At 64.0% G+C, this 23,270-nt stretch carries 19 protein-coding genes; 11 read left to right on the forward strand and 8 right to left on the reverse strand.

All coding sequences use genetic code 11. The annotated features are described in order from the left end of the window. Positions 1–37 precede the first annotated feature (37 nt). The 3 genes from AB4Z38_RS04605 to AB4Z38_RS04615 are packed head-to-tail and all read right to left on the reverse strand — an operon-like array spanning position 38 to position 3,107. Entirely contained in the window at positions 38–1,219 is a 1,182-nt protein-coding gene (locus AB4Z38_RS04605; RefSeq protein WP_441428607.1) for an ABC transporter permease, read from the reverse strand. Further along, entirely contained in the window at positions 1,216–2,004 is a 789-nt protein-coding gene (locus tag AB4Z38_RS04610; RefSeq protein WP_441428608.1) for an ABC transporter ATP-binding protein, read from the reverse strand. Before AB4Z38_RS04610 ends, AB4Z38_RS04605 begins: the two co-directional genes overlap by 4 nt. Before the next feature lie 2 nt (positions 2,005–2,006). Further along, the gene (locus AB4Z38_RS04615; protein WP_441428609.1) at positions 2,007–3,107 is read right to left on the reverse strand and encodes a hypothetical protein; all 1,101 of its coding nucleotides are present in this window, start codon (positions 3,105–3,107) and stop codon (positions 2,007–2,009) included. A 147-nt stretch (positions 3,108–3,254) separates the two neighbouring features. On the opposite strand from AB4Z38_RS04615, the gene AB4Z38_RS04620 reads away from it, so the two are divergent. The 3 genes from AB4Z38_RS04620 (at position 3,255) to AB4Z38_RS04630 (ending at position 6,681) form a co-directional block, all read left to right on the forward strand. After that, positions 3,255–4,325: a Gfo/Idh/MocA family protein gene (locus AB4Z38_RS04620; RefSeq protein ID WP_441428610.1), complete on the forward strand. Its 1,071-nt coding sequence runs from the start codon at positions 3,255–3,257 to the stop codon at positions 4,323–4,325. 181 nt (positions 4,326–4,506) lie between these two features. Then, positions 4,507–5,280, forward strand: coding sequence for a hypothetical protein (locus AB4Z38_RS04625; RefSeq protein ID WP_441428611.1), 774 nt, complete (start codon positions 4,507–4,509; stop codon positions 5,278–5,280). Positions 5,281–5,397: 117 nt separating this feature from the next. After that, positions 5,398–6,681 carry a DUF320 domain-containing protein gene (locus AB4Z38_RS04630; protein WP_441428612.1) on the forward strand — a complete coding sequence of 428 codons (1,284 nt, stop codon included), beginning with the start codon at positions 5,398–5,400 and terminating at the stop codon, positions 6,679–6,681. A gap of 137 nt (positions 6,682–6,818) precedes the next feature. Here AB4Z38_RS04630 and AB4Z38_RS04635 read toward each other — a convergent pair whose 3' ends face one another. Further along, on the reverse strand, positions 6,819–8,294 hold the full coding sequence (locus tag AB4Z38_RS04635) for a chlorohydrolase family protein (protein WP_441428613.1): 1,476 nt from the start codon (positions 8,292–8,294) through the stop codon (positions 6,819–6,821). Positions 8,295–8,503: 209 nt separating this feature from the next. On the opposite strand from AB4Z38_RS04635, the gene AB4Z38_RS04640 reads away from it, so the two are divergent. Both AB4Z38_RS04640 and AB4Z38_RS04645 read left to right on the forward strand, forming a co-directional pair. Then, the gene (locus tag AB4Z38_RS04640; protein ID WP_441428614.1) at positions 8,504–9,913 is read left to right on the forward strand and encodes a DUF3100 domain-containing protein; all 1,410 of its coding nucleotides are present in this window, start codon (positions 8,504–8,506) and stop codon (positions 9,911–9,913) included. A gap of 789 nt (positions 9,914–10,702) precedes the next feature. After that, positions 10,703–11,317, forward strand: a complete 615-nt coding sequence (locus AB4Z38_RS04645) for a uracil-DNA glycosylase (RefSeq protein ID WP_441428712.1) — start codon at positions 10,703–10,705, stop codon at positions 11,315–11,317. Between the two features lie 6 nt (positions 11,318–11,323). On the opposite strand, the gene AB4Z38_RS04650 is transcribed toward AB4Z38_RS04645, so the two are convergent. Next, entirely contained in the window at positions 11,324–11,770 is a 447-nt protein-coding gene (locus AB4Z38_RS04650; protein WP_441428615.1) for a DoxX family protein, read from the reverse strand. Positions 11,771–11,801: 31 nt separating this feature from the next. After that, positions 11,802–12,047, reverse strand: coding sequence for a hypothetical protein (locus tag AB4Z38_RS04655; protein WP_441428616.1), 246 nt, complete (start codon positions 12,045–12,047; stop codon positions 11,802–11,804). Between the two features lie 138 nt (positions 12,048–12,185). Here AB4Z38_RS04655 and AB4Z38_RS04660 point away from each other — a divergent pair, with 138 nt between their 5' ends. Then, positions 12,186–13,295 carry an FAD-dependent oxidoreductase gene (locus AB4Z38_RS04660; protein ID WP_441428713.1) on the forward strand — a complete coding sequence of 370 codons (1,110 nt, stop codon included), beginning with the start codon at positions 12,186–12,188 and terminating at the stop codon, positions 13,293–13,295. Positions 13,296–13,367: 72 nt separating this feature from the next. Here AB4Z38_RS04660 and AB4Z38_RS04665 read toward each other — a convergent pair whose 3' ends face one another. Next, positions 13,368–15,587, reverse strand: a complete 2,220-nt coding sequence (locus AB4Z38_RS04665) for an NADP-dependent isocitrate dehydrogenase (protein WP_441428617.1) — start codon at positions 15,585–15,587, stop codon at positions 13,368–13,370. 210 nt (positions 15,588–15,797) lie between these two features. Here AB4Z38_RS04665 and AB4Z38_RS04670 point away from each other — a divergent pair, with 210 nt between their 5' ends. Both AB4Z38_RS04670 and AB4Z38_RS04675 read left to right on the forward strand, forming a co-directional pair. Next, positions 15,798–16,790, forward strand: a complete 993-nt coding sequence (locus AB4Z38_RS04670) for a trypsin-like serine peptidase (protein ID WP_441428618.1) — start codon at positions 15,798–15,800, stop codon at positions 16,788–16,790. A gap of 172 nt (positions 16,791–16,962) precedes the next feature. Further along, entirely contained in the window at positions 16,963–17,991 is a 1,029-nt protein-coding gene (locus tag AB4Z38_RS04675) for a trypsin-like serine peptidase (protein WP_441428619.1), read from the forward strand. Between the two features lie 176 nt (positions 17,992–18,167). Here AB4Z38_RS04675 and purH read toward each other — a convergent pair whose 3' ends face one another. Further along, entirely contained in the window at positions 18,168–19,850 is a 1,683-nt protein-coding gene (gene purH / locus AB4Z38_RS04680; protein ID WP_441428620.1) for a bifunctional phosphoribosylaminoimidazolecarboxamide formyltransferase/IMP cyclohydrolase, read from the reverse strand. 120 nt (positions 19,851–19,970) lie between these two features. On the opposite strand from purH, the gene AB4Z38_RS04685 reads away from it, so the two are divergent. Genes AB4Z38_RS04685 through AB4Z38_RS04695 form a run of 3 tightly spaced genes read left to right on the forward strand, consistent with a single transcriptional unit; the run spans position 19,971 to position 23,234 of the window. After that, a complete protein-coding gene (locus AB4Z38_RS04685) occupies positions 19,971–20,909 on the forward strand; it encodes an N-acetylglucosamine kinase (protein ID WP_441428621.1) in 939 nt (312 codons plus the stop codon). After that, positions 20,893–21,861, forward strand: coding sequence for an N-acetylmuramic acid 6-phosphate etherase (murQ, locus tag AB4Z38_RS04690; protein ID WP_441428622.1), 969 nt, complete (start codon positions 20,893–20,895; stop codon positions 21,859–21,861). The genes AB4Z38_RS04685 and murQ overlap by 17 nt, the downstream gene beginning before the upstream one ends. A 20-nt stretch (positions 21,862–21,881) precedes the next feature. Then, positions 21,882–23,234, forward strand: a complete 1,353-nt coding sequence (locus AB4Z38_RS04695) for an MFS transporter (protein WP_441428623.1) — start codon at positions 21,882–21,884, stop codon at positions 23,232–23,234. Positions 23,235–23,270: the final 36 nt, after the last annotated feature.

Consider the following 23,270-nt stretch of genomic DNA (forward strand, 5'->3'; position numbering starts at 1 on the left):
CTTTCCGGGCTTTCTCCGGGCGTCCGAGGTCGGCTCTTTAGAAGCGAATCGCGTCGATAACCTTGACGCGTACCGCCACAAGTGCCGGGATTGCTCCGGCCAATGCTCCCACCAGCACAGCTGCTCCGAAACCGAGCATGGCCGCTTCGATGGGAAACGGAGGGTACTGGCTGAGGGCCGGGGCAACCTTTGACTGGATCCAGGGGTGTTTGACCACCGCCACTGCCACCATGACACCGGCCAGCCCGGCCACTGCGGTGGCCACGACGGACTCCATCATCACGCCCAGGAAGATCCGCCCCGAGGTCGCTCCGAAGCTCCTTCTAATACCGATTTCCCGCACCCGGTAGCGGATCGTGACCATCGAGATATTCAACATCCCCACCGCGCCCAGCAAGAGGACCAGGCCTGCAATACCGCCCACCACCAGCTGCACCGGGGCCAGGGGATCTCCGTGTGCGGCAAAGTCCATCCGCTGCGCCATGATGTTTGTGTCCGGGAACTGTTGCGCCAAATCGGCCTGGATGGCTGCCGAGAGCATTTCTGCTTGCCCGTCCTGCACCCATACCTTGAACTGCCCACCGAGCTGGTTGACTCCTATTTGCTTGGCGGCGCCCGACAGTATGTACGCCGCCGGAGGCGCATCCGGCCAAGTATCCGGCACGACGCCGATGATCACGGTATTGGATTCCTGCTCGCCTGCGGTCTTGATGCCGGGTTGCATGGCAAGGTCGGGCCTGCCAGCCGCGTTGTAAAACGCTTCAGTCACGACGACGGCGGGCGCCAGCCGCTCTTCGTCGTCGCTGGCAAACCAGGACCCTTGCCGTAACTCCAATCGGTGAATGACCCCATATCCGGGGTCCACCACCATCAATTGAACAGACTGGACACCGCGAGGGAACTGGAAAGGCTGCTCGGCGTGGCCCTCGTGCGAGGAGAAGGCAATACCGTAACGGTCAACGATTGACTGATACGCGGCATCCAGACGCGCCGGATCCGGCTGGGTTGGACCATTGACCCCTAACGCGAGCGTCGCTGAGCGTCCCCCCGTGCGCTCGGATGAGGCTTTGAATCCTTCGCGTGCAAGATTGCCGACGCCTACCACGGACGTAAGCGCCGCGACGGACAAGGCCACGCCCAGCAAAGCCAGCAGGATCCGGACTTTGTTGATCCGCAGTTCCTGCCAGGCTTCCACCATGGCTGACATGAATCCGATCATCGCCCAACCTCCGGCGATGTGGGCCCGAACGGCGCTGGACCCGACGAAGCCAGCGCAGCCAAGGCCGGTTCCGACAAAGCGATCCCCGGGTTCGACTCGCCGTCAAGGGGATGCAGAACGCCTGAGTCCAGACGGAAGCGGGAGCGTGCCAGCGCAGCCACATTGCTGTCGTGGGTGATGGTCACGAGTACCGCGGCGGACTCCGTGGCTACCTGGTCCAGAAGTGCCATGACCGATCGTCCGGTCTCTACATCGAGCGCGCCTGTGGGTTCGTCGGCAAGGATCAGGCGGGGGCGCCGGACCAAGGCCCGCGCGATGGCAACCCTCTGCTGCTCACCACCCGAGAGCATGTTCGGCATGGTCTGGGCACGGCCGGCAAGTCCCACACGGTCCAGCATGTCCATGGCCAGTTCACGGCGTCGCAGGAAATCGCGGCCGCGGGCGTAGAGGAGGGGCGTGATGACATTGTCCAGCGCGCTACGGCCGGGGAGCAGGTTGAATTGCTGGAACACGAAGCCCACCGTAGAGCCTCGAAGCCGAGCACGCGCGTTGCCACCAAGTTGTAGCACAGGCGTGCCAAGAAAATGGATTTCGCCGGACGTGGGCACGTCCAGCAGACCCAGGAGGTTCAGCAACGTTGACTTCCCGCAGCCCGAGCGGCCGATGATCGCGGTGTGGTCACCGGCGGAAATCTCAAGGTCGATCCCGCGGAGGATATGAAGCTTCTGATCGTCAGGCAGCACCACCGTGCGCGTGACACCGCGCAAACTCACAAGGCTCTCCATGCCTAGCCTCCCGCCGGACGGTACGCCGCCGGGCCCGGCCCGTAACCTTGCTCGGAAGGAGCGGCCGGGGCGCCGGGAACGAATTCAAGAACCCGTTCCCCTTCCGCGAGGCCGGACAGCACCTCCACCTTGTCACCGTCGTTGAGACCCAGCTTCACAGGCCGTTGTTCCGGTGCCTTGCCCTCGGCAGCCACACCGGCCATCCAGACAATACCTTCTTTGACGCTGCCCTTCACCGAGGTCAGGGGAACTGTCACCACGTCCTTGGCTTCGCCCGCACTCACCGTCATGGTTGCTCCCAGGCCGGCGAAGACTTCCGTTCCGGCCGGCACAGGACAACTGATCGTCCCGGTGCTAGCGCTCTCACTTTGCGTTGCCCCACCCGGTCCAGCCGCGGCTAACGACAGTCCGCCAGCTGGCACCGCCATCCCCACGCCGCCGGTTCCGTTACCACCGGCAGCGGCTCCGGCGTCGTTGGCGTTGTTCTTCAGCGTCACTGCAGGACAGGCGAACGGAGCCGGCCCGCCCACCAGGGAGATCTGCGCTGAGCCCGGCTTGGCGAGAAGCCGATACTGTTGGGCGGCATTGACCGGGCCGGACACCGTGAAGGTCCCTGGATCGACCTTGCCCACAACTTCGCCCACGCTTAACTGCTGATCAAGGAGGGCAGTCAGTTCATTGAGCTTCCCGGCGGCAGGGGCGAGCACGTCGGTGTACACGTACACAGGTTCTGAGGTGGTCTTCTCCCCGGGCGTTGCGGCAGTGCTGGCGGGCTTGGTCCGCTCGGATTTGACTTGGAAGAGCTGGTCTCCCTTGGCCACGGCCACGCCCGGCTCCACATAGAGGTGGACAACCGTTCCCGCCGCCGTGCTGCGGACGCCGACAACGGGGTCGCTCTGAACGGTGGCTTTGATCTGCACCGTATTGGTGACCGTTGCGCGCGCGGCGGGCACAACAGGCGTCTCCACCCTGGCCATCGGGGCAGGCTCGGCACCCTGGGGCTTCAGCCCATCCACAAAGGCGATCTTCACCAAGGCCACAGCGATCACTGCAAAAACCAGCAGCCATGCCACCGGCAAAATGACGCGTCGAAAAACACCCATCCCTGCTCCATTCGGTAACTCCCCACAGAACCTCTCTGCGAGGGATGATGACCATCAGCCTAGGCGATGGCTCCGACGAAATTCAGATGGCTCGTGACTTGGGCGTGTGCTGTATAACGCCTGCGGCGGAATGAGAGGATAGGCCGCATGAGTCTCCATATCGCCAAACCGTGGTTGTTCAGCCAACCGAACCAGGATCCCCGCGCAGCCACCGGCAAGGCTCTGAACTGGGGCATTATCGCCACAGGAGGGATCGCTAATACCGTGAGCGGCGACCTCGCCCAGCTTGAGGACGCAAACCTCTACGCAGTGAGTTCCCGGCGCCAGGAATCCGCGGATGCCTTTGCTGCCGCGCATGGGGTCACGAAGTCCTACGGGGACGACGGCGGTGTGCCCGGCTACCAGCGGCTGCTCGCCGATGACGCCGTCGACGTTGTCTATGTGGCCACCCCGCACGCCCAGCACTTCGAGATCGTCAGGGACGTCCTCAACGCGGGCAAGCACGTCCTGTGCGAGAAATCCTTGACCATCAACGGCCGTGAAGCGGCAGAGCTCGTCGCTTTGGCCCGGGAACGGAAATTGTTCCTCATGGAAGCCGTATGGAGTCGATTCCTGCCCAGCATGCAGAGGGCATTCGCCATTGCCGCGTCGGGCGAACTGGGCGACATCAAGTGGGTCAGCGCCGACCTTGGTTTCCCCGCCCCCTATGACCCATCGGCCCGGATCTGGGCCCCGGCGGACGGCGGCGGGGCACTTTTGGACCTCACGGTGTACGCGCTGCTCTGGCCTTTGGGCACCCTCGGCTTCCCGCAGTCGGTCAGCGCGATCGGCACTTTGACGGACGACGGCGTCGACTCGCAGAATGCGCTCACGCTGGCCTACGACGGCGGTGCCATCGCCCAGCTGACCTCTTCGTTGCTGGCCCATGGGCCGCGCTCGGCGTCCGTTGCAGGCTCCAAGGGCTTCCTCCAGACACAAGGGTCCATCAACAATCCCCGCGAGCTGCTGATTCGAACCGGCTGGGACGAACCACGAATCGAACGCTTTGACGCGGTAGGGATCGGCTACACCTACGAACTGCGTGAGGTTACACGATGTGTCCAACAAGGACTCACCGAAAGTCCCGTGATGCCCTTGGACGATTCACTGAACACGATGCGTCTCTTCGACGGGGTGCGATCCCAGCTCGGAGTCCGGTACGCCAACGACGCCCGCTGAACTGAATGACGAATCCGTCCTCCAACATCTGGACTAGTTAACTAGTGAGGCCTAGGATGGGAGCGATCGTCGATCCAGGCTGACGCTGGGGGGTGTCGAGATGGAAGCTGAGCGAAGTAGGTCGCGCGTTCTTCATGTTCTCCGCTCCGTCATGCTCGCTGGCGCCGGAGCTGTCGTTTGGATGGCCCTCTCTTCCACGGCAGCAACCGCTGATTCCGGAAGCACGAACAACCACACGCTTCTGGGCGGCGCCGGTTCCGCAGTGTCAAACGTCGTGCACAACGAGGTCCATCTACCAGCGGTACAGGTGCCGGCTGTCGTGGTGCACGAACTTCCCCAGCTGACTCGGAGCGCCGACCAACTTGTAGCCAGCACGCCCGTTGTCAGCGCAGTCCTCCCTGAGGGGACTGTTGGTGCCGTGACTACCAGCGTTGTATTGCCGGCAGCGAGCGCGGTTGACGGGGTCGGGTCAAGCGTCGGTTCCTTGGTTGCAAGCCTTCCGGTCACCATCCCGGAGATAACTGTCCCTTCCATCCAAATCCCCGATGCCGTCGGAATGGGCGAAGCTCCTGCAGGGGGACCCGCTGCTGTTGAGCCCGTTGCTGGAGTCCCCTCGACGCCGGCTCAGGATGTCGCGGCCCCGCTGCTCAGCCTCGCTGGGCCCAGTGGCCCGCCGGGACTGAATGGGACACCTTCGAAGTCGACAGTCCGGGCTAGCGGTTCCGAGCTAACTTCAGCCCCCGCGTCCGGCGGGACATTCCCGCCCGGTACACCAGGCGGCAGCGACGCCGGAAATAGCTCTGCAGTCCTTTCCAGCAATCCTTCGGGGGCTGCTACTGCCTGGCTCCAAGGCACGAACCTGTTTTACCCCTTGACTGGGACCCTCGTGGCCACAGCTGCTGCCGGCAGAGTTCCGGCTCCGGTGTCGTTTGACCCGGGTTCTTCCCCTGACTAGTTCCGAGCCCCGCCGCTTTCCGGAAGCCAATCCTGGACGGCGGCAGATGGCCAATCGGGGCGTACACGCAGGCTCCTGCGGACGCCTTTGGGAACTACTCGTTCAGGAGAAAACACAATGCACAGCATGATTCGCAAGGGGCTGCTTGGCACCCTCTTTGCCGGTGGGTTGATAGCCCTCGGCGCAACTGCCGCGAACGCGGCAGACTCCACTACAAGTGCGTTAGGCACTGCCTCAGGCACTCAAGTCGTTGCACCGGTGACCATTCCGGTGACCCTCGGGTCGACGTCGCTCTCAATACTTGGAAATTCGGGCGCCGCGACCACCACCCCTGCACCCGCCCCGGCTCCGGCCCCGGCGACCAATTCCGGCGGAGCAGCCGTCCCGTCCGGAACCCAGGTGGTGGCTCCGATATCGGTCCCTGTTAATATCGGAGCCACCTCACTGGCAGTTCTGAACAATTCCGCCCCTGGAACAGCATCTGGCACCCAGGCGACGGCTCCCGTCAGCGCGCCTATCACTGTGGGTGACACCTCCGTCAACGTCCTCAGCACGACGCCGACAGGTACCGCACCGACAGGCACCGGCGTCACGGCACCGGTAACCGCTCCTGTCACCGTCGGTGACACCTCAGTCGACGTCCTCAGCACGACGCCGACAGGCACCAGCGGAGGCACCGGCGCCACGGCCCCGGTAACCGCTCCTGTCACCGTCGGTGACACCTCAGTCGACGTCCTCAACACGACGCCGACAGGCACCAGCGGAGGCACCGGCGTCACGGCACCGGTTACCGCTCCCGTCACCGTCGGCGACACCTCGGTCAACCTGCTCGGGGCTGCGCCGACGGCAGCTACCGGCATCCTCTCAGGCACGGGACTCACCGCACCCCTGAGCCTGCTCGGCACCACGCCAACGGCAGCTACCGGCATCCTCTCAGGCACGGGACTCACCGCACCCCTGAGCCTGCTCGGCACCACGCCAACGGCAGCTACCGGCAACCTCTTGGGCACGGGACTCACCGCACCGTTGAACCTCTCAGGCACGGGACTCACCGCAGCGTTGAATCTCCCACTGACGATCGGCACCGCATCGGTAGGTTTGGGTCTGCCTTCCGGCGTCGTGAACCCGTCGACAGTCACCCCGCCCGTCGTGAACCAGCCGGTCGGTCCTCAGGGTGTTGTCGATCCGGCTGCAGCCGCTCCTTCGGTTGAGTCGCCGTCGGCAATCGCATCCGGAACTGCAGCACAAGCCAATGCGGCCTCATTTGTTGGGGCTGGAACGGCCGTCCTCGCAAGCACTGGCTTCAATGGCCTGTGGCTGCTGTTCGCGGCGGCTCTGCTGCTGCTTGGACTCATCGTGATGGTGGGCAGCCGGAAGATCCGGGCAACAATTCCCGCATAATCACTGGCTCGGGCTGCTCCACCGCGCTGGATTGCAGCCCGTTTCCCGGCTCCTCCGCAGGGCAAGCAGCCCCGCGGAGGAGCTCATGCGTGGATCCATCGGGGAATTCCGACTCCTACGGTGCGTACGCCCTCGGGTCACTGGATCTGGACCGCCGCCGGGGCGTACACCGGGGGAAACAGCTCGGGGGCATCGCGCCGCCGATAGTCACGTTCGCCGTAGGCGTCCACCATCTGCCCAAAAAACTGCTGACCCTCAGCGCGCAGTTCATCCAGTTCGATGCCTGGGAGTGAGCCGCCAACAACCACGGGGCGGCCCGCAACGTACGTGTCCGTGACATTGCGTGCCGAGCCGTTGAGGATCAGCGTGCGCAATGGATCTTCTACGACCCCGTCACGGAAATCACCCAGTGAGGCGACCATGATGTCCGCTTGCGCGCCCGGACACAGGCGTCCCAGGTCGTCGCGGCCCAATGCCCTGGCACCACCCAAGGTGGCGGCGTCAAAGAATGCCGACACCGTGCCGGCGTCCCGGCGGCCCTCTGCGATGCGGGCAAGGTGCGTGCCGACGTCGATGCCTTTGATCAGGTCCGGCGGGAAAGAATCCGTTCCCAAGCACATGTTGACCCCGGCGGCTGCGAAGGCATCAAAGGACTTGAGCATGCCTGAGTAGTGGAACGACGTCAGTGGGCAGTGGATGATGCTGACGTCATGGCGGGCCAGCACATCCAACGGCCCGCCCTCTGCGCTGGAGGACGGATCGGTGCCGTCGATGACAATCCCATGCGGGATAAGGAGCCGCGCGTCCAGCATGCCGGAATCGGCAAGCTGCTCGAGGACAGTGCGCCCCGTGAGCTTGACGAGGAACCCGTCTTCATTGGGTTGTTGGAGGCAATGGAGGCGGACGAGTGCGTCGCGTTCGGTGGCCAGCTCCGCAGTCCGGCGCATCAGTTCGTCCGAAAGTGTCTCGATTCGGCACGGCAGCAGGACGCCCGTAAGCAAGGGATGTCCTAGCTCGTCGGCGAAGTCCAGGAACCGTGCGGCGTCGGCGAATCCTTTGCGTCCCTCCTCCTCGTCGAAGAGGATCACGCGTCGGCCGTCGTCGTCGGTGACATTGATCCCCGAGCGGTACGCGGGGCCCAGGAAGCCGCGCAGGCCGAGCTCAATGCTGGCCTGCGCCATTCCTTTGAGTTCTTCGAAGGTTTCAGCCCATGAACTGTGGATCTCCGAGGCAATCGGCATGTAGGTGGTCACACCGTGCAAAGCCAGCTGCGCCAGGGCGAACTTTCGCACGCTCTTGCGCTGCGCCGCGGTGAAGACATCGCGCCGGCGGTGGTGGAAGTAGTCCTCAGACCATTGCAAGCCCGCAGCGATCTCCTCTGTGGGCCAGGAATCGAAGATCATGTGATCAATGTCCGTCAAGGCATCGAGATCGATGAGGCCAGGTGCGATGAGGCTCTGTCCAAAGTCCCGGCGTTCATCCACGCGGCCCGAGTAATCAGTCCCGACATAGATGATCCCGTCATCCTGCATCACGACCTGCCCATCCGTGTGCATCACGTGCCCGGTCCCGTCATAGCCAAGGACGTACCGGGCAGAAAGCTGAGTGATCATAAACCCTCCAAGTTTGGTATCCCAGATCAAATAGCCGCAGATCAAGTTCGAAGTTGGCCGGGCGCATGGACGCCTTAATTTCTGAGACTTCTAGCAGCTTTTGTGACATGTCTTGCATTGCGATGTGATCCACCTTACCATCTTTGGTATACCAAATGGCATGGACATGCCCGTCCTTCGCCACTGCAGCACACGAAGGGTGCACAACAATGAAGAACCAATCCGCAACCACTCCGGAGGTGGATACGCCCGTAGTCAATGTCGATCACGGACCGGCCCGCCTCTTCACCCCGACCGCACGGCAATGGGGATCGATGATCCTGCTGTCCACAGCCGTCTGCGCTGTCGCCATCCTGGCCGGAACGCACAAGATTCCCCTGGGCAACGCCGCTATCGTGCTCATGCCCGTCTTGTGGGCCGTACTGATTGGCGCTGTCATCGGCGTGCAGAAGGTCCGCCCCATGTCCGGCCAAAGCCGCGCCGTGGCCTCGGTATTGCTCAACGTCAGCATCGTCATGTTCCTAGCGGCCCTCGGCACCCAGGTGGGGCCCTCCTTCGCCAAACTAACCACCCTCGGCCCGGCCATCCTGCTCCAGGAAGTAGGCCACATCTTCGGAACGGTCATCATCGCCCTGCCGGTCGGCGTCGCACTGGGCATGGGCCGAACGGCCATCGGTGCCACCTGGGCAATCGACCGTGAATCCTACTTGGCCTACGCATTGCAGCGCTTCGGCGTGAAATCCCCGGTCTACCGCGGCGTGTTCTCCGTGTGGCTTCTGGGCAGCGTCTTCGGCGCAGTCTTCATCTCCCTGCTTGCAGGCCTGCTCGGCGGGATGGGCATCTTCGACCCCCGTGCCCTTGCGCTGGGCCTGGGCCTCGGCTCGGGATCCATGATGCTTGGCGGCGTAGCCGCCCTGTCCATCATCCATCCGGAGCAGGCGCCGGAGATCATGGCGCTGGCGGCCTTGTCGAACCTGGTGACGAACCTTGTGGGCTTCTACGCCGGGGCCTTCCTTTCGCTGCCGATGTCCTTGCGGCTATACAAGTTCTGGTCGCGCATCTTCCGCCGCGATGACGAGGGGAAGCGTCTTGACCGCAACGGAAACGCCATTGTCGCGAAACTGCGCCGACCACAGGACCGAACCACGGTGGACGTTTCGGCCGTGCTCCAGGACCCGGAGGTGCGCACGAAGCCTTCAACATGGATCATCGCTTTCGCTGCAAGCATCGCCGCGGGCGTGGTCCTCAACGCCTTGGGCACCAAGTCCATCAGTGTCAACGATGTCATTGGCGTGGTGATCCTTGGGCTCCTTACCGCACTGGCATTCGTGCTCGCCAAGTACGTGCCCGCCGTGCCGTCAAGCGTATGGGTCCTTGCACTCGCCACCTTGGCAACGGCTCCGATCCTGCCTTTCAGTGGCACGATCGTCTCCTTCACCCACAACCTTGACCCGCTCTACGTGGGCCTTGGCTCGATCGCCCTGCTCGGTATGAACGTTGGGCGCGACATCAACGCGCTGAGGACCCTGAACTGGCGCACCGTGATTGTGGCGACAATCACGTTCTCCGCGAGTTTCATAGCTGCCGCAGCACTAGCGCAATTCGTCATCCATGTCTGAACTGTGGCACTGAACAACTTTGCCGGACAAGGGCGGGTGGAATGGACGTCTTTCGTCCATTCCACCCGCCTTTTCGCGTCTCTGCTGCCACCCTCCGCGACGCATACAGGTGATGTTCGACGCATCGCGGCTCCTTCATGCCCCGGGGCTGAGCGACATACCGTGTCAGGTGAACAGGGGAAGGACGCCAGACCGCTTGTGGCTTGCTAAGATCTAAAGGCTCAACCGGCCCCCCGGAGAGCCCCCATCAACTGGCCCGGAACGGACGTGCCCCCACGCGCCCCGGTACCGGCCCCTGCCCGACCCCAGGAGACCCCTGCTCTCATGACCGCATTGGCCGAACCGGACTATTTCGAGGTACACGACGAGGATTACCGCAGCGCACTGGACTCGCGGTACGAGGAAGGTTTCGGGCGCGGCCCCGAGCTCGACGACGACTACGGCAGCGGCTACGACGAACTCGACAAGCTCTTCGATGGTTTGTTCGACGACGAGGACGACCTGGACGCCCCGGCCAAGGCCGAAAAGAAGGTGCCGGCCAGGAAAGACGCTCCGAAGGCCGCCGCCGTAAAGACGGCCACGCCGAAGAAGGCTTCCTCAATTTCGATGCCCAAGGCCAGCCCGGTCATCACCCGCAAGGTGGAACCTGCGGCCGCTCCCGCCATCGAAAAGATGCCGACCATAACCGTCGTCGAACCGACCGCCGTCGAACCGGCCGCCGTGGAAGAAACGCCGAGTGTAACCGCCGTCGAACCGGCGAGCTCCGCAGAGGCTTCCGCCGAAGAAGCCATGACTCCAGCGGTACCGGACAGCCCCTTCTTCGCCCCGCACATCGCACCGGTGAACCAGCATGTGGAGTTCCTCCGCAAGCTCCGCCCCGGCTTCGAAGTCCCCTATGTGGATCCGATGCACTCGGTGGAGGACTGCCGGATTGTCACCCTGTTTTCCAACAACAGCGAGGCCTCCTCGCGGGGCGTTGTCTGGGCCGGCGACGACGCCGCTGCCACCCGGCTACTGGGCCTGCAGTTCCAGCTCGGCCTGCGCCCGGAATGGATGATGCCGTGGAACACCCACCCGTGGTTCACTCCGGGCGAGGCGAACGGAAAGCTGACTCCCGAGCAGATCGCCGCCGGCCTCAAGCCGCTCCTCGCTTTCCTCAAACTCGTTCCACGCGCCTCGGCGATCGTCGCCCACGGAACGGAAGCCAACCGACTGGCGCAGATGCTCCTCAAGACTGACAACCAGCTGATCTGGCGCCGCGGCTTGAAGGTCTACAAGGCCCGTTCGCTGCACGGGCGCGCCTTCGCCGGGTCCAAGGAACGCCAGACCGAATGGCTGATCGAAATGGGCCGCTCCTACGCGGACGCCATGGCCCGCGCGGGTCTCCAGGCCGGTCGGCGCTAGGGGCGGCTAGCGCCGCGACTTCCGGGCAGGCTTCCCGGCAAACAGTTTCCGATCCAGCGAAACCGCCCCCGAACCGATGAAGGCAAACCCCAACGCCAACGCGATATACAGAATGAGCAGCTCAGCGTTGATTCCGGGACTATCGCTCAACAGGGGCTTGCCGGATTCGGTGACAAACCAGATCCCGGCGTACATAAGGGCTGCCAGGAAACCAGCCACCCTGGTCAGGGCGCCGAGCACCAAAAGTGCGCCCAGTCCGGTTTCGCCCCAGATGACGAGCCAGGACATCAGCTCCGCTTTTTGAACACCCATGGCAGCGATGGTTGCCTCGAACGCGGGCTGCCCTGCGAGCAGCTTCTGGACTCCATGCAGCAGCAAAAGGCCGCCGAACACGATCCTCAGAAAGGCGATGCCACGCGAGGATGAGGTCTGCGAGGGAATGAGGAATTTCACCCGGTCCAATCTTCCATGCCGACGGCAGAGCTCAAAACGGACGCATTGTAATCCGGCCGTTGTGAATCAAGCCAGCAGGGCCGGAATATCCTTGACCCCCGCCAGGATGTGATCGTGCGGGTGTGCGGCGAGTTCCCCCGTCCCAGTTTTCCTGTGAGGACACCGACCGCCGTACTCCCGCGTTCCTGGCCGCTTTGCGGTCGTTCCTGGTGTCGCCGGCAGCCAGCACTTCGCGGACGTCGATCACTCCCGTCAACTCCATGGCGCGGTGGATCATATGCGGCGCCGGGCGGCCTGCAGCCACATCGTCAGAGCACAGTTCTCGGCCTGGGTCCGCAGGAAGCTGGCCGCTTAGGCAGAATGGAGACTGCAGTGGGCCTCGCTGGGAGGCCCGGACAGGATGGGTGAATCCGGGATGGATGTTGACGTCGTCGTGGTCGGCGGAGGCGCAATGGGATCAGCTGCGGCGTGGCAGCTCGCTCTCCGGGGACGATCGGTGGTCCTCCTCGAACAGTTCGAAGAGGGGCACCATGTGGGCGCTTCGCACGGCGCAACGCGCAACTTCAACACGGCATATGCGGAGGACGACTATCTCGCCCTGGTCAGCGAAGCGAGGGACCTCTGGGATGGGCTCGCAGAAGAGACCGAAACGCAATTGTTGGATCTTGTCGGTCTGGCCAACCACGGAAATGTTGCCCGGCTCCGGGAAGTCCGCTCCGCGCACGTGGAGCGGGGCATCGCAAGCCATTTCATCTCCGCCAAGGAGGCGTCAGAGCGTTGGCCGGGCATGGCGTTCCGAAGCGATGTTCTCTTCGTGCCGGAATCGGGCCGGGTCCGGGCGGCCGAGGCTCTCAGAGCGTTGCGCGCATCGGCCGAGGCACACGGTGCCCGCTTCTCGTATTCCACCCCGGTTCGCGACATCCGCGTCCTCGGCGACGATCGCGCCGTCGTCGTTACCGACTCACAAGAGATCACCGCGCGCCGGGTAGTCATCACGGCGGGCGCCTGGACCAGCAAGCTTGTCGGGGCGCAGGTGCCACTCCCCCGTTTGGTGGTCACCCAGGAGCAACCTGCCCATTTCACGCCCATCGATGATTCCCAGCTCTGGCCGAGCTTCAACCACGCACCGGACCCCGGCGATCCCCGTGACGACTATTGGTACAGCCCTGTCTATGGGATGCTCACGCCGGGCGAAGGGGTCAAGGCGGGCTGGCACGGCGTAGGACCGGTCACCGATCCTGATGCCCGCACATTCCAACCCGAACCGGTCCAGCTGGAGGCCCTCCGCCGCTACGCCCGTGAATGGCTGCCAGGGGTCGACGTCGAATCGGCGGTTCCCATCAGCTGCACCTATACAAGCACGGCCAACGAAGACTTCGTGCTCGACCGTTTTGGACCGCTCGTGGTCGGGGCCGGGTTCTCCGGGCACGGATTCAAGTTCACCCCGGCTATCGGCCGCGTGCTTGCCGATCTTGTCGACGGGATCGACGCGCCGCGTCGCTATTCCGCCCTTAAACGCAACTGACTCGCAGTTGTTGTCGTTCTGACCTCTCAAAACGACAACAACTGCGGGTCAGTTGGCTGGGGCGGGGTGCCCCTAGTTCAGCGTGGCGACAACCTCGTTGAGCTTTGCGGAGGGACGCATCACGGCCTCTGCCTTTGCGGCGTCGGGGCGGTAGTAGCCGCCGATGTCGGCAGGCGAACCCTGGACTGCGAGCAGCTCGGCGATGATGGTTTCCTCGTTGGACGTCAGGGCCTCGGCAACGGCGGAGAACGCCGCGGCGAGCTCGGCGTCGTCTGTCTGCTGAGCCAGTTCCTGGGCCCAGTACTTGGCGAGGTAGTAGTGGCTGCCTCGGTTGTCGAGTTCGCCCACCTTGCGCTTCGGGGACTTGTTATCCAGCAGGAACGTGCCCGTGGCGCGGTCGAGCGTGTCGGCGAGGACATGCGCCCGGGCGTTACCGGTGGTCGTGGCAAGGTGCTCGAAGCTAACGGCTAGGGCGAGGAATTCGCCCAGGCTGTCCCAGCGCAAGTGGTTCTCCTGCAGGAGCTGTTGGACGTGCTTCGGGGCGGATCCACCGGCACCGGTCTCGAAGAGGCCGCCACCGTTAATCAACGGAACCACGGAGAGCATCTTGGCGCTGGTGCCAAGTTCGAGGATCGGGAACAGGTCGGTGAGGTAGTCGCGCAGCACGTTGCCGGTCACCGAGATGGTGTCCTCGCCCTTGCGGATCCTTTCCAGCGTGAACGCGGTGGCCTTCTCCGGGGACATGATTTCGATCTGCAGGCCCTCGGTATCGTGATCCTTCAGGTACTCCCTCACCTTGGCGATCAGCTGGGCGTCGTGGGCGCGGGTTTCGTCGAGCCAGAAGACGGCCGGCATCTTGGAGGCGCGGGCACGGGTGACAGCCAGCTTGACCCAGTCGCGGATCGGCAGGTCCTTGGCCTGGCAGGCGCGCCAGATGTCGCCCGGGGAGACCTGGTGTTCGATCAGCACGGCTCCTGAGGAGTCCACAACCTGGATCGCGCCGGCGTACTCGACTTCGAAGGTCTTGTTGTGGCTGCCGTATTCTTCGGCTGCCTGTGCCATTAGGCCGACGTTCGGAACGGTTCCCATGGTGGTGGGATCGAAGGCGCCATGGGCACGGCAGTCATCGATGACCACCTGGTAGACATCTGCATAGCAGCTGTCCGGGATGACGGCTAGGGTGTCGTGTTCCTTGCCGTCCGGGCCCCACATGTGGCCCGAGTTGCGGATCATTGCCGGCATCGAAGCGTCAACGATGATGTCGCTGGGTACATGCAGGTTGGTGATGCCCTTGTCGGAATCGACCATGGCAAGTGCCGGGCCGTCTTCCAAGCCCTTCTTGATGGTCGCGCGGATCCCTTCGCGGACGTCTTCCGGGAGTTCGTCAAGGCCGTTGAGGATAGAGGCCAGGCCGTTGTTGGCGCTCAGGCCCGCAGCAGCGATCTGCTTGCCATAGGTGTCGAAAAGCTCGGAGAAGTACGCCTTGACGACGTGGCCGAAGATGATGGGGTCGGAGACCTTCATCATGGTGGCCTTCAGGTGTGCGGAGAACAGCACCCCTTCTTCCTTGGCCCGGATCACCTGGGCAGCCAGGAACTCGTCCAGGGCTGAGGCGCGCAGCACGGTGCCGTCCACAACTTCGCCAGCGAGGACGGGGAAGGCCGGCTTGAGGACCTTGACGGTTCCGTCTTCGCGGACAATCTGGATCTTGATGGTGTCGTCGGCCGGGATGACCACGGACTTCTCGTTGGAACGGAAATCGTCCACCGTCATGTGGGCAACGTTGGTCTTGGAGTCGGCGCTCCAGGCACCCATGGAGTGCGGGTTCTGGCGGGCGTAGTTCTTCACCGACAGAGGAGCTCGGCGGTCCGAGTTGCCTTCGCGCAGGACCGGGTTGACGGCCGAACCCTTGATCTTGTCGTAACGCGACCGGATGTCCGTCTCTTCGTCGGAGGAGGGGTTGTCCGGGTAGTCCGGAAGCGCGTAGCCCTGAGCCTGGAGTTCGGCAATGGCCGCCTTGAGCTGCGGGACGGATGCGCTGATGTTGGGGAGCTTGATGATGTTCGCTTCGGGTTTCTTTGCCAGTTCACCCAGTTCGGCGAGTGCGTCGCTGATCCGCTGCTCTTCAGTCAGGTAGTCACCGAAGACGGCGATGATTCGGCCGGCCAGCGAAATGTCGCGGGTCTCGACCTCCACGCCCGCCGTCGAGGCGAAAGCTTCCACAATCGGCAGGAAAGAGTACGTCGCCAGCATCGGCGCTTCGTCAGTGTGGGTATAGATAATCTTTGCCATTGGTGGGGCATCTCCCTGAAAGTCTGCAGATTTCAACATCTCTAACTTACCTGAGGGGGCCGGATTGGCGCGTACTGGGACGGCTCCGAACGAGCTGTGCAACGTCATACCCCGCCGGACCTTATGTACCTCCGCGCCAAATCGGAGTAGGTTCATTGGGTCAAACTGTGGCCGACGACACGTGGCCGCCAAACGATTGGCAGGACAATCATGACAAAGAAATCACTCCCCATCACTGGTCTCCTGAGCCTCCTTACCTCCGCCGTTTTGACCCTCTGTGCCGCTGGAGGGGCGGCAGCCGCAACGCCTTTCACTGCGGTTTCGAGCTTTGCGGCGCCTGGGACGCAGCAACTCGTCAGCCTGGCGACAACAAACACCGACCCCACGGGGTATTGGACTCCCGAACGGATGCAAGCAGCAATCCCTGGCGATGTCCTCGCTGGTATTGCCCTCGCACGAGGTGGCGCCTCCAGCACCGCCGGCGGCACGGTCGAAACCGGCCCGCCAGTGAAAATCGCCAGCGCCAAGGGCAGCAGCGCGAGCCTGCATCAAGACGAAGACCCGATTGACCACGTCGGCAAGGTCTTCTTCACCATGGGCGCCTTCGCCTACGTCTGCTCCGGCAACGTCGTCGTGTCGGACAACGACAGCACCGTGGCGACAGCGGGCCACTGCGTCAATGAGGGTCCCGGGGCATTCGTCCGGAACTTCGTTTTCGTTCCGGCCTATCTCAACGGCAAGGCTCCTTACGGCATCTGGCCTGCCAAAGCCCTTTACACGACACCCGAGTGGCGCACCGCGGGCGACATTCGCTATGACACAGGCTTCGCAGTCACCGCCACGGTGAACGGCAAGCACTTGGCCGACGTCGTCGGCGCGTCCGGCGTAGAGTTCAACCAGGATCGGGGGCTCAGTTACCAAGCGTTCGGCTACCCTGCCGCCCCGCCGTTCGACGGACAATCGCTGAAGAGCTGTTCGGGTGACGCCACCAAGGATCCCATCAATCCACAGTTCAAGGCGCAGGGCATTCCCTGCGATATGACCGGTGGATCATCGGGCGGACCGTGGATGGTCGACTCCGGCCGGGATTCCTACCAAAACTCCATTACGAGCTACGGATACCCCGGCGGTCCGGCCGTGATCTACGGGCCGTATTGGGGCTCCGTCATCCGGGAAGCCTACGAGTCGGCGTCCACTTCCTAGGTCCTCCGGCCACTCGGAAATATGGCAGAATTCGCATCTTGTCAAAGCGAAGGTCAAATCTCACAAAATTTGAACAATTTCTTTACATACTTGTCACGGCTTGGGTAGTTTCGGTTCCGTCAGTCGGCGGCCACCACCAACCGGCCGCCGTCCCCCGATATCTAGGACAACTGTGACGAGAACCAAAACCCTGTCTACAAGCCTGTTCAGCCTGACTGCGGCCGCCTTACTCGCGCTGGGCTCCGGCGGCGGGGCCACCGCCGCTCCGTCCATGAGCAACGGCACCGACGCGTCGAGCGTCAGCAGCAATTCGGCGTCGGACAGCAACACCGCTGACTATTGGACTCCTGAACGGATGAAAACCGCTGTCTCCGGCGACGTTCTGGCGACCAAGGCGCTCACGCGGGCACAGGCCGCAGTAGGCCTCGCCGATCTCCCGGTTTCTCCCGAGCAGGTTTTTCCCGCGCTTGGCCGCGCAGTGACTATCGAAGGCCAGAAAGCCACTAGCACCACAGCGCCGTCCGCGGTAGATCGCAAAGCCAACCCAGGTGAGTCTCCTGTTTCGCGCATCGGGAAGGTGTTCTTTACGCTGGGCGGGGTGAACTATGTCTGCTCGGGCAACTCCGTCACCTCGGCCAATCAAAGCACCGTGTCCACCGCGGGCCACTGCCTGAACGAAGGCCCCGGAGCGTTCGCAAGCAACTTCACGTTTGTTCCTGCCTACCTTAATGGCGCCGCGCCCTACGGCAAGTGGACGGCCAAGGCGCTATACACCACCAGCCAGTGGTCCTCGAGTGGAAATATGCAATACGACACCGGTTTCGCCGTCATGAACACCCTCAATGGTCAAAAGCTCTCAGACGTGGTGGGTGCGTCGGGGGTTCAGTTCAATGCCGCCCGAGGACTGGCATACAAATCGTTCGGATACCCTGCAGCATCTCCCTTCACCGGAGAATCACCCAAGAGCTGCTCCGGCACGGCCGCCAACGATCCCTACAACCCCCAGTACAACACCCAAGGGATCCCTTGCAACATGACGGGTGGCTCCTCCGGCGGCCCGTGGTTCATTGGAACCGGCTCCAGCGGGTACCAGAACTCGGTGAACAGCTACGGCTACGGCAGCAACTCCACCAAGATGTACGGCCCGTACTGGGGCACGGTCATCCAAGGCACATACCAGACCGCGTCCACGGCCCCGTAGCCTCCCCTCCCTCCCCGGACATGCCCCCTGCTCGCTCCCAGGACTGGACATATTGCGAATATGCCCAGTCCTGACCACCAAAAATGGACATGTCCTCCCGGGAAGGGGGGACATGTCCATTTTTTGGTGGAGCGGGTGGAGCGAGTGGAGCGGGTGGACTTAGCGGAAGCCCGGACCTAGTGGAAGAAGTGCCTTGCTCCCGTGAAGTACATCGTGATGCCGGCGGCGTTGGCCGCGGCAATGACTTCCTCGTCGCGCACTGAACCGCCAGGCTGCACGACGGCGCGGACACCGGCGTCGATCAGGATCTGCAGGCCATCGGCGAACGGGAAGAACGCGTCGGAAGCGGCCACGGCACCGCGGGCGCGCTCGGGTGCGCTACTGGAATCGGTGTTTGAGGCACCGCCGGGGGCATCGCCCCCGACAGCACCGTCGGACTCCACCTGAACGCCCAAGGTGTTGGCGCGCTCAACGGCCAGTTTGCACGAGTCCAGGCGGTTGACCTGGCCCATGCCGATGCCGACTGCGGCTCCGTTGTTGGCGAGGAGGATCGCATTGGACTTGGCGGCGCGGCAAGCGGTCCAGGCGAACGCGAGGTCGGCCAGCGTGGCGTCGTCGGCTGCTTCCCCGGCGGCGAGGGTCCAGTTGGCGGGGTTGTCGCCGTCGGCGTCCACCTTGTCGGCTTGCTGGACGAGGACGCCGCCCGAGACCTGGCGGATCTCCGTCGGGTAGCGGCCATAACCGTCCGGCAGCGCCAGCAGGCGGATGTTCTTCTTCTTGGACAGGATTTCAACGGCCTCCGGCTCGAAGCCCGGGGCGATGACGACCTCGGTGAAGATCCCGGCCACGGTCTGCGCCATACCCGCCGTGACAATGCTGTTTGCCGCGATGACCCCGCCGAAAGCGGACACCGGATCGCAAGCGTGGGCCTTGGCGTGGGCGTCGGCGATGGGGTCGGCGGCATCGGCGGAACCGACGGCCACACCGCAGGGGTTGGCGTGCTTGATGATGGCGACCGCGGGCTCGGAGAAGTCGAACGCGGCGCGGAGTGCAGCGTCGGCGTCGACGAAGTTGTTGTAGCTCATGGCCTTGCCGTGCAGCTGGTCTGCCTGGGCGATGCCGGCGGGCGCAGCCTTGTCCACGTAAAGGGCGGCCTGCTGGTGCGGGTTTTCCCCGTAACGCAGGACCTCGGAGCGCTCCAGGGCAAGACCGGCGTAGGCGGGCCAGTCGATGATGCCGTCTCCGTCTTCGTCGAGGAACTGGCTGGCGGTCCAGGTGGCAACGGCCGTATCGTACGTTGCGGTGTGGGCGAAGGCTTTCGCGGCAAGGCGGCGGCGGGTCTTCAGGTCGAAGCCCCCCGCGGCGGCGGCTTCCACCACGGCGCCGTAGAAGTTCGGGTCTACAACGATCGCGACGGCGGCATGGTTCTTGGCGGCCGAACGCACCATGGCGGGGCCTCCGATGTCGATCTGCTCGACGACGTCGTCCTGCTCCGCGCCGGAGCGGACGGTCTCCACGAACGGATAGAGGTTGACCACCACGAGGTCGAAGGGCTCGATCTCCATCTTGGCCAGCGTTTCCATGTGGGCAGGAACGCGGCGGTCGGCCAGGATGCCGCCGTGCACGCGCGGGTGCAGGGTCTTGACCCGACCGTCGAGCATCTCCGGGGAACCGGTGACTTCTTCGACTTCCTTGACCGGAATACCGGCTGCGGCAATCCTCTTCGCGGTGGAGCCGGTGGAGACGATGGCGACTCCTGCTGCGTGCAGGCCCTTCGCGAGCTCCTCCAGCCCCGTCTTGTCGTAAACCGAGATCAGTGCACGGCGGATGGGAACACGGTCAAGCTGCGTCAAGCTCACAAAAGTCTCCGTCTTATATCGCGGGATTCCGCGGTTGCTGGGGATACGGGCCAGTTTATCGTGTTGTGGCTCCTCTTCGTTTTTCGAGACGTGGCGGCGCCCGCAACATATGGTTGGGCCATGGATTCCGCGGATGTGATTTTGGTAGCCGACGTCGGCAAGAGCCGATGCAGGGTAGAACTCAGGCAAGGCGATGAGGTGTTGGGCTCGGCGGACCAGCAGGGCTTCCCCGGCCTGGGCATGGACGACGGCGCCCGGCTCGCCTTCGAGCTCCTTGCGGACACTGCATCGATGTTGCCGCGAGGGCTTCCGGCAGCGTTCCCGGAAGGTTCGTTGCGGGGAATCGGCGCCGCCGTGGCCGGAGTTGAAGCCTCCGCGGGGAACTCCCACGGGCTCGCCGTCCTGCTTTCCGAACGCTTCAAGGTCCCGGCCGCGGTTCTCTCGGACGCCACCGCGGCCCAGCTCGGCGCCCTGGACGGCGCGCCGGGAACAGTGCTGATTGTGGGCACAGGGGCCGTTGCCTTCCGCTTCGACGACGCCGGGGCCCTCCACCGTGCCGACGGCTGGGGACCGCTCTTGGGCGATCGCGGAAGCGGCCGGTGGATCGGCCAGCAGGGTCTTCAGGCCGCACTGCAAGCGCACGACGGCGGAGCCGCGACGTCGTTGCTGGGCGCGGCTGCCGCACTCGTTGGCTCGCCCGCGCAGCTTCCGGCGTGGCTTGCCGAATCCGATAACCCGGCCCGGACGATGGCGCGTTTCGCCCCCGCGGTACTGAAAGAGGCGGAGGCGGGAGACGCCGTCGCACGCGGCATTGTGGGCGAAGCGTGCAGGCTCCTCGTGAACACTGTGTCGCTTGCCTCCGGCGACACGAAGCAAGTGGCGCTCCTTGGCGGCGTAGTGAAATCGGAGTTCTTCGGCGGGCTCTTGCACAACGCTCTCGCTTCGGCTGGGATTGAGGTGGTTGCGGCACTCGGCGATGGCATGGACGGGGCCGCCCTCGCAGCGAACCGCCGCGGGCTCCTCCAGGAAAGGTACATTCACCGTGACGGAACAGCCTGACGCTTCTTCCCCCGGTACCCCGGACTCCCCCGACGGGCTCGAGGAACTCCGTTCGGAGCTCGCGGGCCTGCAAACCGAAGCCGCGTTGCCCGCGCTCAGTGAGTTGGACACCATGGGCACGGCCGAACTCGTCGCGGCCATGAATGAGCAGAACCGCGGCGTCCCGGCCGCCGTCGAACAAGCCAGCGGGGAGATTGCCGCAGTGGTCGACGCCGTTGCGGAACGCCTCGCCCGCGGCGGCCGGCTGCTCTACGTCGGCGCCGGAACGGCAGGGCGGCTCGGGGTATTGGACGCGAGCGAATGCCCGCCCACCTTCGGCACTCCCCCGGGTCTCGTCGTCGGGATCATCGCGGGCGGCACCCAGGCCATCCAGAAACCGGTGGAATACGCCGAGGACAACGCCACCGCCGGAGCCCGGGACCTGCACGACATCAGCGTGACCGAGGCGGACGCCGTCGTCGGAATCTCGGCTTCAGGACGCACGCCATACGTGATCGGCGCCCTTGAGGAGGCCCGCAGCCGAGGGGCCTTCACCGCATCGCTTGCCTGCAACCACGGCTCACCCATCAGCAAGCTGGCGGACGTGGCGATCGACGTCGTTGTCGGGCCGGAATTCGTCGCCGGTTCAACGCGGCTGAAGGCGGGCACCGCGCAGAAACTCGTCCTCAACATGATCAGCACGCTCGCCATGGTCAAGCTCGGGAAGACCTACGGAAACCTGATGGTCGATCTGCGGGCCACCAACAACAAGCTCCTTGCAAGGTCCCAGCGGACCATCCAACACGCCACCGGAGTGGACGCGGAGACGGCGATTCGCGCGCTGGATTCCGTGGGTGGATCGGTCAAGGCCGCCATCCTGGTGGTGTTGACGGGCATCGATCCGGGGCACGCCAAGACCGCCTTGGATGAGGCCGGGGGCTTCCTGCGAAAGGCGGTCCAGAAGCACGGATAGAGTTTTCCCCAGGAGGGGAAATGAATACTTACACAACCGTGCCGAGCGGCGAGCAGGTTGTCCAGGGGCTGCCGTGGCGGTGGAAGGTCCAGGGCCGGATCTTCCTGATCGGCGGCCTCGGCTTCATGTTCGATGCCTGGGACGTTACCCTCAACGGCATCCTCATTCCGCTGCTTTCCAAGCATTGGTCCCTCCAGCCCGCCGACGCCGGGTGGATCGGCACTGCCAACCTGATCGGCATGGCCTTGGGCGCCTTCGCCTGGGGCACCATCGCGGACACCATCGGCCGGAAGCGGGCATTCACCGTCACCCTGCTGATCTTCTCCATCTTCACGGTGCTGGGAGCTTTCGCCCCGGACTTCGTCTGGTTCTGCATCTTCCGGTTCATGGCCGGCTTCGGCCTGGGCGGCTGCATTCCAGTGGATTACGCCCTGGTAGGTGAATTCACTCCACGGAAGCAGCGCGGCAAGGTGCTTACCGCCATGGATGGTTGGTGGCCCGTGGGCGCAGCCCTGTGCGGCTTCATTTCGGCCGGACTTGTCGCGGCGTTTGCCGATTGGCGGCTGACCATGCTCGTCATGGTGTTGCCTGCCCTGCTGGTGTTCTGGGTCAGGCGGAGCGTGCCCGAATCCCCGCTCTTCCTCATCCGCAAGGGCCGGCGCCAAGAGGCCGCCGACGTCATCGACAGTCTCGTCCTGGCCACAGGAGCCGAGCTCCGCGCCTACAGTCTTCCCGCACCAGAAGACGCGCCGCGCCTCTCTGCTGGCAGCGCGTGGCAGCAGCTGCGACGCGTCTGGCAGTTCAACTGGAAGATCACGACGGCGGCATGGGCCCTGTTTTTCAGCATCCTCCTGGTCTACTACTTGAGCTTGACGTGGATGCCGCGGATTTTGATCGGTGCCGGATTCGAGGAGTACAAGGCCTTCGTGACGACAGCCGGAATGGCCGGCGTCGGGCTCCTGGGCGTGGCGGTCGCAGCGGCGCTGGTTGAGCGGGTGGGCCGCAAGTGGATCCTGGCCATCACCGGACCGCTGTCCGCGTTGACCCTGGTGATTGTGTCATTGGTGGTGGACATTCCTGACGCGGCTGTGTTCTGGCTGCTCGCGTTCGGCTTCGTCGTCCAAGTGGCCATCCCGGTGCTTTATACCTACGTGTCGGAGCTCTACCCCACCGAGCTCCGTGGCTCCGGCTTCGGTTGGGCCTCCACGTTCTCACGGGTTGGTGCCGGGATCGGACCGCTCGTGTTCGCCTCGTATTTCTGGCCCGAGCTTGGATTGGCAACGTCCTTCGCCTTGGCTGGCGGGCTCATTGTGCTGTCCGTGCTGTGGATGGCGATGTTTGCCCCGGAGACGAAGCAGCTCGACCTCCACTGAGCATGCCCCCTGCATCCCCCCGCATCCCCAACTAGC

This window comes from Arthrobacter sp. 2RAF6 (assembly GCF_052115205.1).
In the GTDB taxonomy this organism is placed as follows: Bacteria; Actinomycetota; Actinomycetes; order Actinomycetales; family Micrococcaceae; genus Arthrobacter.

Coding starts and splice junctions, on each gene's coding strand:
- AB4Z38_RS04695 (WP_441428623.1), top strand. CDS start 21,882: ATGAATACTTACACAACCGTGCCGAGCGGCGAGCAGGTTGTCCAGGGG.
- AB4Z38_RS04615 (WP_441428609.1), bottom strand. CDS start 3,107: ATGGGTGTTTTTCGACGCGTCATTTTGCCGGTGGCATGGCTGCTGGTT.
- AB4Z38_RS04630 (WP_441428612.1), top strand. CDS start 5,398: ATGCACAGCATGATTCGCAAGGGGCTGCTTGGCACCCTCTTTGCCGGT.
- AB4Z38_RS04605 (WP_441428607.1), bottom strand. CDS start 1,219: ATGATCGGATTCATGTCAGCCATGGTGGAAGCCTGGCAGGAACTGCGG.
- AB4Z38_RS04645 (WP_441428712.1), top strand. CDS start 10,703: ATGACTCCAGCGGTACCGGACAGCCCCTTCTTCGCCCCGCACATCGCA.
- AB4Z38_RS04620 (WP_441428610.1), top strand. CDS start 3,255: ATGAGTCTCCATATCGCCAAACCGTGGTTGTTCAGCCAACCGAACCAG.
- AB4Z38_RS04665 (WP_441428617.1), bottom strand. CDS start 15,587: ATGGCAAAGATTATCTATACCCACACTGACGAAGCGCCGATGCTGGCG.
- AB4Z38_RS04610 (WP_441428608.1), bottom strand. CDS start 2,004: ATGGAGAGCCTTGTGAGTTTGCGCGGTGTCACGCGCACGGTGGTGCTG.
- AB4Z38_RS04670 (WP_441428618.1), top strand. CDS start 15,798: ATGACAAAGAAATCACTCCCCATCACTGGTCTCCTGAGCCTCCTTACC.
- AB4Z38_RS04660 (WP_441428713.1), top strand. CDS start 12,186: ATGGATGTTGACGTCGTCGTGGTCGGCGGAGGCGCAATGGGATCAGCT.
- AB4Z38_RS04635 (WP_441428613.1), bottom strand. CDS start 8,294: ATGATCACTCAGCTTTCTGCCCGGTACGTCCTTGGCTATGACGGGACC.
- AB4Z38_RS04625 (WP_441428611.1), top strand. CDS start 4,507: ATGGCCCTCTCTTCCACGGCAGCAACCGCTGATTCCGGAAGCACGAAC.
- AB4Z38_RS04685 (WP_441428621.1), top strand. CDS start 19,971: ATGGATTCCGCGGATGTGATTTTGGTAGCCGACGTCGGCAAGAGCCGA.
- AB4Z38_RS04655 (WP_441428616.1), bottom strand. CDS start 12,047: ATGATCCACCGCGCCATGGAGTTGACGGGAGTGATCGACGTCCGCGAA.
- AB4Z38_RS04640 (WP_441428614.1), top strand. CDS start 8,504: ATGAAGAACCAATCCGCAACCACTCCGGAGGTGGATACGCCCGTAGTC.